Source organism: Phaeodactylibacter xiamenensis (genome assembly GCF_000759025.1).
In the GTDB taxonomy this organism is placed as follows: domain Bacteria; phylum Bacteroidota; class Bacteroidia; order Chitinophagales; family Saprospiraceae; genus Phaeodactylibacter; species Phaeodactylibacter xiamenensis.
In genome coordinates, this window is record NZ_JPOS01000081.1 from 142091 (window position 1) to 158747 (window position 16657).

At 53.4% G+C, this 16657-nt stretch carries 10 protein-coding genes; 9 read left to right on the plus strand and 1 reads right to left on the minus strand.

Annotated elements, in window-relative coordinates; genetic code table 11:
• The first annotated feature begins 101 nt into the window (after positions 1 to 101).
• From IX84_RS21855 to IX84_RS34360, 6 genes are all read left to right on the plus strand, one after another.
• Positions 102 to 3305 (plus strand): SusC/RagA family TonB-linked outer membrane protein, encoded by a 3204-nt coding sequence (locus IX84_RS21855; protein ID WP_044225831.1) that lies wholly within the window; start codon positions 102 to 104, stop codon positions 3303 to 3305.
• Between the two features lie 18 nt (positions 3306 to 3323).
• Positions 3324 to 4880: a RagB/SusD family nutrient uptake outer membrane protein gene (locus IX84_RS21860; RefSeq protein ID WP_044225832.1), complete on the plus strand. Its 1557-nt coding sequence runs from the start codon at positions 3324 to 3326 to the stop codon at positions 4878 to 4880.
• Between the two features lie 7 nt (positions 4881 to 4887).
• A complete protein-coding gene (locus IX84_RS21865) occupies positions 4888 to 6009 on the plus strand; it encodes an FISUMP domain-containing protein (RefSeq protein WP_044225833.1) in 1122 nt (373 codons plus the stop codon).
• Between the two features lie 176 nt (positions 6010 to 6185).
• Positions 6186 to 8363 carry a ligand-binding sensor domain-containing protein gene (locus IX84_RS21870; protein ID WP_044225834.1) on the plus strand — a complete coding sequence of 726 codons (2178 nt, stop codon included), beginning with the start codon at positions 6186 to 6188 and terminating at the stop codon, positions 8361 to 8363.
• A 9-nt stretch (positions 8364 to 8372) separates the two neighbouring features.
• Positions 8373 to 10493 (plus strand): hybrid sensor histidine kinase/response regulator transcription factor, encoded by a 2121-nt coding sequence (locus IX84_RS21875; RefSeq protein ID WP_044225835.1) that lies wholly within the window; start codon positions 8373 to 8375, stop codon positions 10491 to 10493.
• A 71-nt stretch (positions 10494 to 10564) separates the two neighbouring features.
• Positions 10565 to 10699, plus strand: coding sequence for a hypothetical protein (locus IX84_RS34360; RefSeq protein ID WP_262501664.1), 135 nt, complete (start codon positions 10565 to 10567; stop codon positions 10697 to 10699).
• 44 nt (positions 10700 to 10743) lie between these two features.
• On the opposite strand, the gene IX84_RS21880 is transcribed toward IX84_RS34360, so the two are convergent.
• Positions 10744 to 12375, minus strand: a complete 1632-nt coding sequence (locus IX84_RS21880) for a glycoside hydrolase family 28 protein (protein WP_152605189.1) — start codon at positions 12373 to 12375, stop codon at positions 10744 to 10746.
• Positions 12376 to 12564: 189 nt separating this feature from the next.
• On the opposite strand from IX84_RS21880, the gene IX84_RS21885 reads away from it, so the two are divergent.
• From IX84_RS21885 to IX84_RS21895, 3 genes are read left to right on the plus strand one after another with little or no spacing between them, the layout of a single operon-like run.
• Positions 12565 to 13437: an SMP-30/gluconolactonase/LRE family protein gene (locus IX84_RS21885; RefSeq protein WP_044225839.1), complete on the plus strand. Its 873-nt coding sequence runs from the start codon at positions 12565 to 12567 to the stop codon at positions 13435 to 13437.
• 20 nt (positions 13438 to 13457) lie between these two features.
• The gene (locus tag IX84_RS21890) at positions 13458 to 14657 is read left to right on the plus strand and encodes an AGE family epimerase/isomerase (protein WP_044225841.1); all 1200 of its coding nucleotides are present in this window, start codon (positions 13458 to 13460) and stop codon (positions 14655 to 14657) included.
• Complete coding sequence (locus IX84_RS21895) at positions 14654 to 16657, plus strand: beta-galactosidase trimerization domain-containing protein (RefSeq protein ID WP_052516294.1); 2004 nt, start codon at positions 14654 to 14656, stop codon at positions 16655 to 16657. Before IX84_RS21890 ends, IX84_RS21895 begins: the two co-directional genes overlap by 4 nt.

Here is a 16657-nt window from a genome sequence, read left to right on the forward strand (position 1 = left end):
GATATTGCACATGCCCGATATAGCCGGAAAGTATATTTGGGGATACAACCTAACCGGTGCCCGGGCAGACCGGGTGCTACCATACCAAAAAAGACACAACCATGAGGCATTTTTTATTCCTGTTCCTGCTCTTGCTGTCTGCTCACACCTACGCGCAGCGCACCCTTACCGGGCAGGTGACAGATACGGATGGGGAACCGCTTATCGGGGTAAATATTCTGGTGAAGGATACTGAAGTGGGCACGATTACGGATTTTGACGGGCAGTATTCCCTGCGTGTCCCGGAAAATGGGAAAGTACTGGTGTTCAGCTATATTGGCTATGCTTCCGAAGAAGTGCTGATTGGCACACAAACGCGCATTGACCTCAAAATGTCCACCGATGCGGAAGCTCTGGACGAAGTTGTGGTTATTGGCTACGGTACCAAGAAAAAACGCGATGTGATTGGCTCTGTGGCCACCGTTAAGTCGGAGGACATCACAAAACTGAAGACCACTTCATTTGTGGATGGCTTGCAGGGGCAGGCTTCCGGTGTGCAGGTGGTCTCCAACAGCGGGGTCCCGGGTGCGCCTTCCACCGTTAAAATACGGGGCATCAGTTCGATCTCTATCGACACCGACCCGCTATGGATTGTGGACGGTATGCCGATTTATACCGGCTCTTCACTGGGGGCCAGCAATGGTGCTACCGCACAGGACCCGATGAGTATGATCAACCCCAACGATATCGAATCCATTCAGGTGCTGAAGGATGCGGCCGCTACGGCCATATACGGTTCCCGGGGCTCCAATGGGGTGATCATCATTACCACCAAATCAGGTAAAAAGGGGCAGGGTTCCATTACCGTTGACTATTCGGCGGGCCTCACGGAGCCTTCCCGAACGGCAGACGATATCGGATTTGCGAATACCGAAGAGTGGTTCAATCTGGTGGAAACCGCCCGTTTCAACTCCTTTGGCGGAGAAGAGGAGGCACTGTTTGATCCCAACTCCATCCTGAACCTTTTCCAGGACGACCCCATTGCCCGTCTGAGCCGGGAGGAAGCCCTGGCGGTCAACACCAATTGGTTTGATCAGATCCTGGATCAGGGTAATTATCAGGACATCAACGTTTCGGGTACAAAAGGCTTTGAAGGGGGCAATATGTATGTCTCCTTCGGTTATCGCAACGACAACAGCGTGCTGCGTAATAATGGGCTTGAGCGCTATTCCGTGCGTTCGAACCTGCAGTTCAATCCTTTCGAAAACCTGAGCGTGGAGACTCGCCTTAACTTCAGTTATACGAATAACGACCGCGTAAAGCAGCAGGTGGGCGGTGCGCTTGGCAACAACAGTGGTGGCAACAGCGCCGGCTGGGGTAATGCCAACCGGAATGCGCTGCCCTGGTACCCCATCTTTAATTCCGACCACCCCACAGGCTACTGGAACCCCATGTCAGGCAACAACCTGGTAGCCGCCATTGACCGGGATATGCTGGTGGATGAGGTGACGAGTTACCGTGGAATGGGCGGGCTGGCGCTGGAGTATCAAATACCGGCGATCCGGGGACTGTCTCTCCGGGCAGAGGGCTCCTTTGACCTGCTGCAGTCCAATACCCTCAACTGGGTGACTGCTTCGTTGCGGGAGTTTGGCTCCTTTGCTTCTGATGAAAGCCGGGTGCGCCAAAGCATCAACTACAACGTTTACGCCAAATACAACCGCGACTTTGGCAATCACGGCATCAGTCTTACCGCCGGTACGGAGTCGCAGTCCATTAATCAGCAGCTGCGCCTGATGGAAGGGCAGAACCTCACGGGCACCTATAAGGAAATTGGGAACCCGCAGGACCTGCTGACCCTCTCCGGCGGGCTTTCCTATGAAGAATACCTGCGTGCCTTTTTCGGCCGGGCAGACTACAAATTTTTGAACCGTTACTTCCTTGGGCTGAGCTTCCGGCAGGATGGCTCTTCCAAGTTCAACGAGGACTACCGCTGGGGTACCTTCCCGGCTGTTTCTGCCGGATGGGTAATCAGCGATGAGCCTTTCTGGAACAACCGGACCTTTAGTACGGTAAAGTTGCGGGGCAGCTTCGGGCAAACGGGCAACAAGAACATTCCCAGCAACCGCTTTGTGACCACCTATACCAACCGCACCGACTGGCGCTACGGCCCGGCGGATGTGATTCTGGAAGGTACCCGCATCACCAATATCGGCGTGCCTTCCCTGACCTGGGAGACCACGAGTAGCTACGATGCCGGGGTGGACTTCGGGTTGTGGGACGGCAGAGTAGCCGGTTCAGTGGCTTATTATCAGCAGAATGTTTCGGATTTATTGTTAGCTTCCCCCCTGGCAACTTCTGCAGGATTGCAGGGTAATAACATCTGGGGCAATATCGGGGATATGTCCAACTGGGGGGTTGAACTGGAGCTGAATTCCACGAACATCCGGCGTAATGATTTTACCTGGACTACCGATTTCAATATCACCACCAACCGCAACCGGGTGGACCGGCTGACACCTGATCTGGACCGCTCGGGCCGTGGATTATTGAGCGGCAACCGGGTTTCTCAAACTGGTGGCCGCCTGTGGGCCTACTACATGGCTGAGGATGCTGGTGTGGATCCCGAACGCGGGGTCAATATGATCTGGGAGATTGATATCGACCACTTCGAGGCAACCGGGGAGACGATTAAGACCGGGCGCAAAATACCGGCTACCCTGAACAACCTACAAAACCACCGTATCATCCATAAAGACAAAACCGCCGTGCCTACAGTCTTTGGAGGGCTCAGCAATACCTTTAAGTATAAGGGTTTCGACCTGTCCGTTTTCATGAGCTTCTCCGCCGGAGACTACCTCTACGATTACGAAGAACAACGGACCACGGATGTTCAATACGGGCAGGTTGTGCTTCGCTCTGACATGATTGGCAATACCTGGACTCCCGATAATCCGGATGCCAAATACCCTGAATTGCGCTGGCAGGGCGCTTACCCCTATGGCTGGGACCCTGATGTGGAAAATCCTGATTCTCCAACCGGCAAAGGCGACTGGACTGAGGCTACCGGTAACTATAAAACAGAGACCGTCAACTGGACAAAGTACCTCTACCGGGCGGACTTCCTTCGGCTGCGAAACCTGCAGTTGGGCTATACCTTCCCCAATGAAATGGTACAGCGCTGGCGTTTGCAAAGCCTGCGGGTATACCTTACTGGTACGAACCTCTGGGCGTGGGCACCGCATTACGATGGCTGGGACCCCGAGTCCGGCGGTGGTGTGCTGCCTCCGCTGCGGATGTACGCCGGAGGGATAACTGTGAAATTCTAACCTGAAAAGAGCCAAATTATGAATACCATAAAGCAACGCATCCTGGCCCTGAGTTTACTACTGGCATTTGCCGGATGCAATAACGATGATTTTTTTGAGCTGCAGAACCCGCCTGAGTTCCCCTGGCTGAACATGGAGGAGCTGGAACGGGGCGTGGTGACGCCTTATAACTATGCCTTCACTTCTTCATGGAGTAATTTTTTCGGGGACGACCGGTTGATTTTCGACTGTATGTCGGATGCTGTATATCTTCTGCCCAACACCTCCGCTGACATCCCCTTTGAGGAGATGTACCTGCGGACCACGGGCGTGGAAATGACCAAAGCGAACTCCGGTTTTTCGCTGGGCTATAAATGCATCACACATGCCAACTCCGTGCTCGACTTTTTGATAGAGAATGACTACCGGCCATTCGATAATCCTACGGAGCGCGACCTGGCCAATCTGGACCGCATTCAGGGTGAGATGCAATTCATGCGCGCCTACGCTTATTTCTACCTGACCCGCAGGCATTGCCCTGTGCCCGGAGCACCTAATTTCTCTACAGAGGAAATCCTGCCGCTCCGGTTGGAAACCCCATTGTCCGCTGAGGAGGCCAATAGCCCCCGGTACGTGACCACAGACGTCATTTACAATCAAATCATTGATGATCTGAAAGCTGCAAAGGGGCTACTGCCGGAAGCCTATGACGCCGGTATTCACCATCCTTCCTATGTGCAGGGCCGGGCAACACGCTACGCTGCTGCTGCGATGCTGGGCAGGGTGTATTTCCAAATGGGCGAGTTCGAACTGGCTGAGGCGGAGCTGGACTACGTCATTAGTGGCCCTTTCACGCTGAGTGAAGATCCCATAGAGGCCTTCAACAAGGATTATGCGGAGGACGGAGCCGAGGTCATCTGGGCCACCAACAACCACGACCCCGAGATCATCCGCCCCAATAAAGTGCCAACGAGCATGAACTGGAGCGACTACCGGGCGACCAACGGCGGACGGGGCGAATACCATAAGCGCTGCACCTGGAATCAGTTCCCGATGAGCCATACCATCCTGAAACAGGTAGGCTGGATGGATGAAAATCTTGGTACTACAGAAGCGGCGCTGCAAGACAAGCGTTATCAGCAGCTGTTCTGGCGCATTGAGGGTAATCCGGGCACCAACTCGGCTGACCCCACGCAATACGAAATGCAATACCCGCACATCAAAGACCCACATGTCTGGGGCGACAAATACTACCGGGCTACGGATGGGCAACGTTCGAATGTGCCCGTGATCCGTCTGGCGGAAATGTTGCTGACCCGGTCCATCATCCGCTTTAGATCGGGTGATGCAACAGGCGCAGCTGAAGACCTTAATCAGGTGCGGGTGCGGGCCGGATTAGAACCGCTGGCAAGCATTACGGAGCAGGATATCCACAACGAGCGCATTAAGGAAATGGCATTTGAGGGCGACCGTTTCCATTACCTGCAGGCGTTGCAATTGCCGATTTATCCCGGTGACCGGGAGGCTGCACCGATTGAGTACCCATACACTGATTTATACTGGAAATTACCACAGTCTGAACTCGACTTTAAATAAAACCAACATGAGAAAAACAACCCTTTTTATCCTTTCGGCTGCGGTAGTCATGTTCATGGCTGTGGCCTGCAATAAGGATACGATCAATATCCCGTTCATCACCATTACCGGTGAAGCCATGCAGCCCAGCGCGTTTGGTGCAGCTGATGGCGCAATTGACATAGCCGTGGAAGGCGGTGCGCCGCCCTATCAGGTTTTCTGGAGCCACGGGCCGGACACCGAAGATGTTTCCGGATTGCCAGCCGGTAGCTATACCGTCAAGATTATCGACACCAAGTCCACGGTAGCTTCGAAGACCTTCGAATTGCTGCAACCTGATGCAACACCCCTTGACCTTAATTTCACCGTGGAAGAAGTCACCTATTTCGGTGGCAACGACGGTACGGCAACCGTTTCGGTCAGCGGAGGCACAAGCCCCTACACCTTCCTTTGGAGCAATGAGGAAGACACCGAGCGCATTGAAAAACTCACCACCGGCTGGTACACCGTTACCGTCACTGATAGTGGTGAACCCGCCATAACTACTATCGACTCTGTGCTGGTTGGGCAGCCGGAATTTGTCTGTGGCCGCGACAGTATCACCGATGTGGATGGCAACAAATACCCAACCGTTGACATAGGCGGACAATGCTGGACCACGCAAAACCTGCGCACCGAACACCTTTCTGAAAATCCGGAAGTCGCGATAGAGGGCCGCTTTTGCCAGGACCTTAATTGCACCAACGCCATGGGCGCCCATTACACCTGGGATGCCGCCATGAACGGTGCTGAATCAGCAGCGGGCGAGGAAGAAGTACAAGGCATTTGCCCCTGCGAATGGCACCTGCCCACCAAGGAAGAATGGGAAGCCTTCAATGCCTATCTGTCTGTAGACGGACAGGGCGGAACGGGGGTGAACGTACCCAATAAGATCCGGGGCGAAGGCAGCCCTTCCGGCTTCGATGCCTTGATGGCTGGTAATTGGGGATACTCGGTTTTTGAAGGTGAAAACGCCGTGTTCTGGACAGCAACCCAACAAGCTGACGGCAGAGCCTTTTACCGCCTGGTCAATAATTTCCCACTGCTCGGACAGGGGCATGTGGTGAAAAACAGTGGCCTAAGCGTACGCTGTGTGAAGGACCGGGAATAGTCTGAAAAAAGCCCTGTTTTCAACCCAAAGGAGTGACTTTTGTCATTGCTTTGGGTTGTTTTGTTTTGGGGAGAGCTGTCTTTGGTGATTTTTGTTGGGTGGAAATAGGGTATAATGAAATTTTAGTTAAATTATAGGCAGTGAACATCGTTTCCAATTTCAGACAAACAGAAAACATGCGAAGCCTAATTGCCACCACCATCCTCCTGATCGCCTGGAGTGCTGTGGCCACCCAGAATTACCGGTTTGATCAACTCAATGTTGCCGATGGACTGTCTCAGAATACGGTAAATACCATATTGAAAGATTCACGGGGCTACATCTGGATTGGTACCAATGATGGGTTGAACCAGTACAATGGGTATAGTTTCCAGGTATTCCGCCATCAGAACGCAAATTCCAACGCTCTAAAAGGCAATAAAATCCTCACGCTGCTGGAAGATACAGAGGGGCAGCTGTGGGTGGGGACCGCAAGTGGTTTGTGCACCTACGACCCTGAGCAGAGTAAGTTCGACCCGGTCCACCTTTCATCTGATCCCTCTTCCGGGCCTGGTCATCAGTACATCCGGACTATTGAGCAGGACCGGTCTGGCCGAATTTGGGTAGGTACGCTGAGTGGCATGCTTTACGTAAGGGAAAAGGAGAGCGTTGGCTTTAAGCCAGTCTTGTTCGCTTCACAGCCGGTCGCTGATGTCAGTGCGATTTGTGAAGACAAGCAGGGGACCATTTGGGTAGGGACTGATCATGCGGGGCTGTATTATAAGTCAGCGGGTTCAGAAGGCTGGGCTTTCTTACCTATTGAAGTGCTAAGTGGAGGGCAGGGGCTTGCCAAGACAATAAAGGAAGATAAGGTTGGTCAGCTTTGGGTAGGCACGCAGGGAGCGGGCCTGTTTAAAATCAGTACCGACCGGTCAGGGCTGTCTCACTACAGCGCAGCCGGGACACCCGGGCTGCAAAACGATCTGATCAAGAGCCTTGCCTTCGGGCCCCATGGAAAACTATGGGTGGCTACGGATGGCGGGGGGCTGTCAATCTTTGAACCACAAACGGGTGCCGCACAGCACCTTGGGTATAACCCTTACGATCCGCAGTCTGTTGCCAGCGACGCTGCCTACGCTCTGTTCAGGGATGAGGAAGGCCTGGTCTGGGTCGGTACGTTTGACGGAGGAGTTAGTATTTTCAATCCCAACCACAAAGCTTTTCACCACATCGGCCGTAGCCTGGTCAACAGTAATGGGTTGAGCCATCGCTCTGTGTTGTCCTTTCTGGAAGACCGGAACGGGGATATCTGGATAGGTACCGATGGGGGTGGGCTGAATATCTGGACACCTGGTGCCGATCAGTTCCGGGTACTCACTAAGGCCGATGGATTGAGCAGTAAAGTGGTCACGAGCTTGTGCCAGGGCCCCGCCGGCCAAGTTTGGATTGGTACCTATCGTGGCGGTTTGCAGCAGTTCAATCCCGAAACTGGTCACCTGGAAACCTACAAATACCAGTCGGGGAATCCGAAGGGCATCCGCAACGATAATGTCTGGGCTTTGCTGCCGCAGGGCGAACAGCACCTTTGGGTGGGCACACTTGCCGGGCTGGACCGTCTGGATTTAGCTACGGGCTCTTTTGAGCATTGGTCTACCTTCAGCCCGGAAGGAGAGGAAGCCTATGCCGAGCGGGTGACTACACTTTACCGTGGTCCTTCCGGTATGGTTTGGGTAGGGGGTAAGGGTGTCCGGTATATCTCAGAAGATTTAGGTGAATTGGTCCCACTTGAGGTATCCTCCGGAAGCACCCTTAATCAGTTTGACAGCAGGGCTTTCCTTGAGGATGCAGCCGGACGTCTGTGGGTTGGCACGGAAGGCGGTGGGCTTTTTATCCGATCCGCCAATGGAAGTGAAATCCGCAACTTCACCATGTCAGACGGGCTGCCCAGCAATGCCATTCATACGTTGTACCAAGGTGAAGATGGCGCCATTTGGATGAGCACGAACAAAGGGCTTTCAAGGGTATGGCTGGAAAGCGAATCCGGAGAGTTGCGATACCGAAATTATTGCAAGCAGGATGGATTGCAGAGCAATCAGTTTTCCTACAATGCCGGGCTGCAAACCCGGGACGGGCACCTGTACTTTGGAGGCATTAACGGTTTTAACTATTTCCAACCCGGTTTGATTCAGGACAACCCCCATGCACCTGAAGTGGCTTTGACCGGGCTTAAGCTCTACGATCAGTACACCACGCCGGAGGACGAAGACTCTCCACTGCAAAAACCGATTAGCCAGATGGAGCGGTTAGTACTAAGCCATCAGCAAAGCCAGTTGTTTGCACTGGAATTTACAGCACTAGTGGTCTGTCAAGGCTAAAACTAGGGGTTGCCTGCGGCGAATTTTGAGGCTACTCTTCGTTGGACAACCCCTTACGTAGCGCTGCTATGCGCGGGAACATCCGCCTCGATTAGCCTCAAAATTCGCTCCCACTCAACCCATAAATTAACACTTGACAGACCACTAGGCTACACTTCCAGCGAAAAGAATCAGTATGCCTATAAACTCGAAGGCTTCCTGGAGGAGTGGAGCTATATCGGTGACCGCCGGAGTGTGTCTTTCACCAACCTCAATGCGGGCACCTACACCTTCAAGGTCAAGGCGGCCAACAACGATGGCGTCTGGAATCCCGAGCCGGTTGCTCTGAAGATTGTCATCAAGCCACCCTTTTGGAGAACGCCCTGGGCCTATGCGTCCTATATCCTTATTTCTGTGCTGCTGCTTTTTGGCTTCCGGCATGCGTTGCTCATGCGCGAACGGTTCAAAAACAACCTCCGGCTTAAAGACCTGGAGCGTCAGAAAATCGAAGAGGTTAACCGGCTGAAGCTGGCTTTCTTTACCAATGTCTCCCATGAGTTCCGGACCCCGCTTACCCTGATTTCCGGCCCGGTGGAGCAGCTACTGGAATCCGGGCAATTTGGTGGGCGCGCTGCCCGACAGCTTCAGATCGTACAGCAAAATACAAAGCGTCTGCTAAGGCTGGTGAATCAGCTGCTGGAGTTCAGGAAAATAGATGAGGATCAGGTACAATTGTCTCCAAAGTCTTCTGATATGGTCTCCTTTGTACAGGGGGTAAAAACGGCTTTCGATGGATTGGCAGAAAACCGGGGCATCAACTATCAGCTGAATACTTCCCTGCAGCGCATCCCCATTTGTTTTGATCCGGATAAGATGGAGAAGATCGTATACAACCTCCTCTCCAATGCCTTTAAATTCACCCGTCAACGAGTGGAGGTGCAGATCAGGCAGGATAGGCGGGTGGTTCAATCTGGGGAATCTCCAAAACCAGTAGTGCTGATCAGCATCGAAGATGATGGGTCAGGTATCTCGCCCCAGCATCAGGACCGAATTTTTGAACGCTTTTACCAGGTACAACCTGGGGAGGAGCCAAAGCGTGAAGATTTGCCCCAGGGTACCGGTATTGGGCTGGCTTACGCCAAAGCGTTAATTGAAATGCACGGGGGCGGCCTGGAACTGGAAAGTACGGTGGGAGAAGGCAGCCGGTTTACCATTTGGTTGCCACTGGATGCACAGGGCCTGGATTGTGGGGAGCAGCAGTGGGAAATGCCTGAGTGGGGCGTGGAACAAGCGACCGAAGCAGTGCACCCGAGCCCTGCTGTTGCGCTACCGGAGCAGTTGGTCAAAAGCGGGACAAAACCCACCTTGCTCATTGTGGAGGACAATGAAGATGTCCGCCACTTCCTGCGGATGAGCTTTGAGCCCTACTTTACCATTGCCGAAGCTGAAAACGGTGAGAAAGGTATTGTTAAAGCACTGGATTTGCTGCCCGATCTCATTCTCAGCGACATTATGATGCCTCAAAAGAGCGGCATTGAACTGTGTCAAACCCTGAAAACCGACGACCGGACAAGCCATATCCCAATCGTTTTGCTGACCGCCAATCAAAGTGAGGAGAAACTGGTGATTGGGCTGGAAACCGGCGCAGATGATTACATCACTAAACCCTTTAAGTTCCGCCTGCTGAAAGCCCGCATCTTCAACCTCATCCACAACCGGGAGATGCTTAAGCAGCGGTTCAGCCAAAACATTTTGCAGCCGGAGCCCGATCAGCCACCTTCCCCGGATGAGCAGTTCCTGCAAAAAGCCATCCGGATTGTGGAGGATAACCTCAATGAAAGCGATTTTGGGGTCAGTGATTTTGCAAAAGCGCTGGGCATGAGCCGGTCGGTCCTCTACCGAAAGTTCAGTGCCCTGACCGATCAGTCGGTGAAGGAATTCATCAATATTATCCGTCTCAAGCGGGCCGCTGAGATGCTTAAACTTGGGATATGCGATTCTATTTCGGAAGTGGCTTACTCCGTAGGCTTCTCAGATGCACAGTATTTTAGCAAAAAATTCAAAAAACACTACAACATGACCCCAACAGCTTATATGTCGGCCAATCAGGAGAAGGCTACAGCTGATAAGGGCACAGAAGGACATTTGTAACGGGCATTTGGAACGAAATTCCACACGCTTTTTCCGGTTTGCGCCTATGTTAGGCACCTAATCAGAAGCCTATGTGGAATATTATCATCAATTGGGCCCGAAAAAAGACGCTGGAGAAACCCTACTGGCACTGGGTGGTACTGGAATACTTTTTCTTTGCGTTGCTGATCGGGATGCTGATCCTGTTACTGGTATTTATTGGGTAGCAGCCTGCTTAAAGCCATGCATCCGTCCCCTAACCCCCAAGAGCCTACTTCAGGTTGATTTCCTCCTTTTCAACCTCTTTGCCGGTTGCTAAAAATTGAGCGGCTATGCCCATAGGGTCATTATCCCGGAACACCAAATTACGGCTTTCAGCGCCCGAGACCTCAAATAACGTAGCCGTGCCCGGCTGAGGCAAGGTGTTGGTGATGTAGGCGTTTTGTACTTCCGTAAGCCGGATTGCGCTCCCTTTAGCAGCCTGTTTGCCCCGTACGCGGTCCATCTCCACGTTCTTCACCCGCTGAAGCGCTACCGCTGCATCCCATTTGGGTTCTGTTCCTTTCGAGTTATCCCAGTTGATGGTAAGGTCAGAAAGGACGAGCCCGTCCACATCGTGGGCTTCAAAACCGTGGGTCGCGCGTTTGTCGGGTTTATCTTCAGCTTCCATGGTGAGTTGGACGTTGTACAGCCGGATGTTTTCCAGCATTTGTTCGCCGGGGTAGCCTTCGATTTTGCTGGTGCCCTGCCCGCGTGCCTGAATGTTTTGAAAGGTCACATTCTGAATTTTGCCAAGTTTGGAATCCGGGAACCGGCGCTTGAGCACCAGCCATATCGGATCGCCATTGCCCCACCAGTTGAAGTGCTTACGGTCGCACTCAATGGTGATATTGGAAAACAGCACATCGCTTACGGTTGCCCCGTCCCGTACCACGATGCTTAACCCCCGGTTGCTGTTGCGGATCACGCAGTTGGAAAAGGTGATGTGGCGGAAGTCGCCGTGGCTTTCGGTACCTAATTTCAGCCCGGTGGAGGTGGAGACTAAGGAACAGTTCGTTACCGTAATGTTCTCACAAGCCCGGTAATCCTCACCGGTGATCGTGGACTTCAGTACGATGGAATCATCACCAGTAATGATGGTGCAGTTGGAGACCACTACATCCTTACTGCCGTCAATATCAATCCCATCGGCATTGACGCCCTGCTCCAGGCTGGAGAAAATATAAACGCCATCCACAAACGCCCGCTCGCACCATTTAAAGTGCAGGGTCCAATCGGTGGACTCAATCATAGAAATATCCTGAATCCGGATGTCCGTGCAGTCCTCCAGGAAAACCATACAGGTGTAAGGCTTTACCTTGTAGTACATTTTCATTTCCACACCGGAATTTCTGGCGTTCTCCGTATCCTCCGCGATGAAGCCATCTACACTTTTCAGAGGCTCGTACGTCCGGCGGGCCTGCCCGTGGATCGTCCCCTTTCCGGAAATGCTGATGTTTTTGGCACCTTTCGCGTAAATCAGTACAGGCGTACCCTCGCCCGGCAATTTACCGGAGTCGTTCTTTTTGTAGACCACGAAGTCATTCTCATAGTCTTTTTCCCGCTGACTGGCGAAAAGGGTGGCGCCCGGTGCCAGGTGGAAATCCACATTATCTTTTAGTACGATGGTGCCGGTGGTATAAGCTCCGGCAGGCAATAGCACCTGTCCGCCGCCCGCGGCATGGCAGGCATTAATAGCTTTTTGCAGATAAGGCTGCGCATATTGAGCGGAATCTCCGCTTGCTCCGAAGTCCCGTACATTAAAAACGGGGGACTGAGCACCAAGTGAGAAGCTGGAAAACATCAGGAACAAACACAATAAAAGCGGGCTATTGCCAATTGAACAGTCTTTGCGAACCATCATCTTCTTTGGGAAAAAGAGCAGTGCAGGACCTAGCTGTAACCCCTGCCGGATGATAAGATCGTAACTCCTGACAGGCTTCAGTCGGCTTTTGATTACAAGCCAAAGAACAAGCCCTCCTTTCCCAAAGGGCTTCTCGAAAAATAAAATACACAATTGGTTTTGTTCCACTATAAAGGATTTCGCTGACTTATGAAGTACGCTATTCAACCGCTTTTTGAGGTCCGTTGCCACCACGGCGAAGGGCCGGTCTGGGACCCGCAGGCACAGCAGTTTTACTGGGTCGACCTCATGCAGGGGCAGTTCTTTATTGGCGACTGGGAAACTGGCCGGGTGGAAACCCACGTGGTTGGGCAGCCGCTTGGTGTACTGGCCCTGCGTGAACGGGGCGGTGTCGTCATGGCGTTGAGGGATGGCTTCTTTACCTACGATACCCACAGCCGTGAGCTGAAGCAAGTATCACCCACTGAAGCCGACGTACAAGCCACCCGTTTCAATGACGGCGCGGTAGACCCTAAAGGCCGCTTTTGGGCCGCCACCATGACTTACGATGGCACGGAGCCGGTCGGCAACCTGTATTGCCTGAACGAAGCGGGAGCAGTGCAACGCCACGAGCAAAACCTAATGCTCCCCAACGGTATGGGCTGGTCTGCAGACCGGAAAACCTACTTTTTCGCAGATACCGAGCGCCATGTTGTTTATGCCTACGACTATGATTTGGAAACGGGCCGCCTCAGCAACCGCCGCAACTTCATCGAGTTTGGCCCCGAAGGCTTCCCCGATGGCCTTACCGTTGATACCAACGACCACCTCTGGGTCGCTATGTGGCAGGAAGGCAAGATCAGCCACTTCGATGCGCAGGGGAATAAAGTGGATGATATCGAATTGCCCGTTTCTCACCCCACAAGCTGTTGCTTTGGCGGACCGGAAATGCAGCACCTGCTCATCACAACCTCACAGCGCCCCTTATCTCCGGAGCAGAAAAAAGCCCAGCCCCTGGCAGGGGTGTGCCTGCAAATACAGACCAACACAACCGGGCAGCCGGAGCCCCGCTATTTGGGTTAACCTTTGTCAAAATTCATCACATGAAATATTTCCCGTTCTTTTTAATCCTCCTGTTGGCGGGCAGTTGTGCGGAACCTGCCGGGGAGGCAGACGCGCAGCTGTTGGAGCCGGCATTCGACCTCGACAGCCTTACTGAAGTTGCCGCCCGGCAGTACGCCAAAACGCTGGAAACCTTACCGGACACCAACCGTATTCCCCGCAATGCTCATCCGGATGGCACCTGGAACCTCGTCAAAAAGGGCAGCTGGGTCAGTGGTTTTTATCCCGGTGTGCTTTGGCACCTCTACGCCCTTACCGGTGATGAAAAGTGGAAAGAAGCGGGTGAGGCCGAGTTGCTGAAGCTGGATTCCGTTCAGTTTTTCGATTACGACCATGATATCGGCTTTCGGATTTTTAACTCATTTGGCAGTGCCCTGCGCTTTACAAAAGACTCGAGTTATGTCCCGGTGATTGTGGACGCTGCCAAAACCCTGAAAACCCGCTACCGGCCGGTCACCGGCGTTATCCGCTCCTGGGACTGGCACGATCAATGGCAGTATCCGGTGATCATCGACAATATGATGAACCTGGAATTGCTGTTTTGGGCAGCCCGGCAGACTGGAGACGCGGAAATGGAAGCGATAGCCGTTTCCCACGCCGAACACACCATGGACAATCACTTCCGGGACGATTACAGCACCTACCACGTCCTCGACTACGACACCCTCAGCGGTTCCGTGCGGGAAAAAGTCACCTTTCAGGGGTATGCCGACAGCTCCATGTGGGCAAGGGGGCAGGCCTGGGCCATCTACGGATTCACCCTGACGGCCCGGGAAACCGGACGGGCGGATTTCCTGAAGCAGGCACAAAGCGCAGCGGATATCTTCCTGAAAAGGCTGCCGGAAGATGGGGTGCCCTACTGGGACTTTGACGCCCCCGGTATTCCCGACGAGCCGAAGGATGCATCTGCAGCAGTTATTGCCGCTTCTGCATTGCTGGAGCTTTCCCAGTTGGTGGAAGCAGCCGACGACCAATACCGGTACCACAACGCAGCCATTGCCCTGCTCAATGCCTTAGCCACACCGGAATACCTGGCAGCATTACCCCAGCAGGGCTTACTGCTTCATTCCACGGGCCACAAACCCGGCAACAGCGAAATTGATGAGCACATTATCTACGCCGACTACTACTTTTTGGAAGCCCTGCTTCGACTGAAGGAACTTCAACCGCCAACAGAATGAAAAGCAACGTATTAATTTTTAGCCTGATCTGCTGGACGCTTTGGCTTGGGGGGCAGACTCCGCCTTCCATCGGTGCGCAGGTGTACATCGAGCCCGGACAAACAGCAGAAGAAATTGAAGGTTGGTTTTCCATCATGGCAAAATATGATATGACCGTTTGCCGCATCCGGATGGACGAAACGCATATGGCGCAGGCTAACGGAAGCTGGGACTTTACGCTGTACGATGCGGCCTTCGACGCAGCTGAGCGGCATGGTGTCCGGGTATTTGCCACCCTCTTTCCGGCGAATACCGGCACGGGCGTGGGCGGCTTTAAATTCCCCAAAGATGCGGCTCACCTGGCTTCCATCGAACGCTACATTGGAGCCGTGGTGCCTCATTTCAGCAAGCATCCGGCGCTTTTTGCATGGGTGTTGCAGAATGAGCCCGGCGTGGGTGGGATTTTGCCGAAAGGCGAATACACGGAACAAGCCTGGTCGGAATGGGAAGCCTCCAATCCGCTGCCAGCTGACCCCAATGGCTTCATGCGGGAAGACTTCCGGGAGCCGGAGTTCATTCGGCAGCATACCACTGCTTACCTAAGCTGGATCGCGGCGGAAATTGAAAAGTATGACTCTGGCCGGCACCTGCACGTTAACAGCCACATGCTCTTTGTGACCTTGCCGGAGTATGAATTCCCGGCCTGGCGGAAGCTGCTTTCTTCCTTTGTTGCCTCCATGCACCCGAGCTGGCATTTCGGCTACTTTGAACGCGATCAGTACCCGGTGGCGATGGGCGCGAACAATGATATCATCCGGAGCGGTGCCGGAGAGAAGCCCTTTTGGATCACCGAATTACAGGGTGGCAACAACAGCTACAGCGGCTTTAACCCCATGACACCAAGTGCGGAAGAAATCGAGCAATGGCTGTGGGGCAGCCTGTTCAGCGGAGCCCAGGGCATCATCTTTTGGTGCCTGAATCCCCGGAAAGCCGGGTTGGAAGCCGGCGAGTGGAGCTTGCTGGATTTTCTGGACGAGCCAACGGACCGGATGGAAACGGCGGGAGGCATTGCGGATTGGCTGAAAAATCACCCGGATTTTGCAAAGGCGCGACCGCAGACGGCAAACATCCACGTCCTCTACAACCGGGAGTCCATGTACCTGCAGCGCGACCGGGAAGTCCGCTCAGTAGAAGTGGAGCAATACTTTGAAGGCCGGTTGCCCGGAGCTACCATCAAGTCGGTTCTGGCGCACTACGAGGCACTGCTCGAGCAGGGCATCACGCCTGAAATTGGCAGCATGGATGACTTCGACTGGAAAGCAAGGGGCAGGGCAGGGGCAGCGGTGATCATCCCACATCAGATTGTAATACCGCGACGGCACTGGGAAGGGTTAAAAACCTTTGTTGCGGAAGGCGGGCAGTTGTTGTTGACGGGTTTGTCTGCTCATTTTGATGAGTATGGCCAGAATATCATGACGGGTGGTTTTCCTTTTCGGGAAGTACTGGGCGGGCAGGTGCGCGAGTTCCGGGTGATGGGCAATACTTTTTCGATGTCTGTCAACGAGAAGCAGTTACCGGCCCACCTTTGGCAGGGCACACTGGCGGTGGACGAAGGTGAGGTGCTAAGCTATGCACAGGATAGCCTGCCTGTCGCATTGCTGCATCAATATGGAAAAGGGCGCACCCTCTGGATTCCATCTCCAATTGGGTTGGCAGCCTGGCAACAGGATAACACGCCACTGGCTCAGCTGTTGCAAGCCTGGTTGGCAAATGGGGAATCCACGCAGGTGCGTTTCACAGGTCATCATCCCGGCGTCACTATGAAAACGATGGTCTCCGAGTCCGGGCTGTACACGATGCTCATCAATACAAATGACTATCCAAAACAGGTAGCGCTTGAATTTGCTGAGCTGCGGTCAGGGCAAATCCTCTACGATTTTGCTGGGGCCGAATATCAGGAAAATAGGGTGTTATTACCACCGGATGCTTGTGTGGTATTATTTTGGGAGAAACAAAACTGA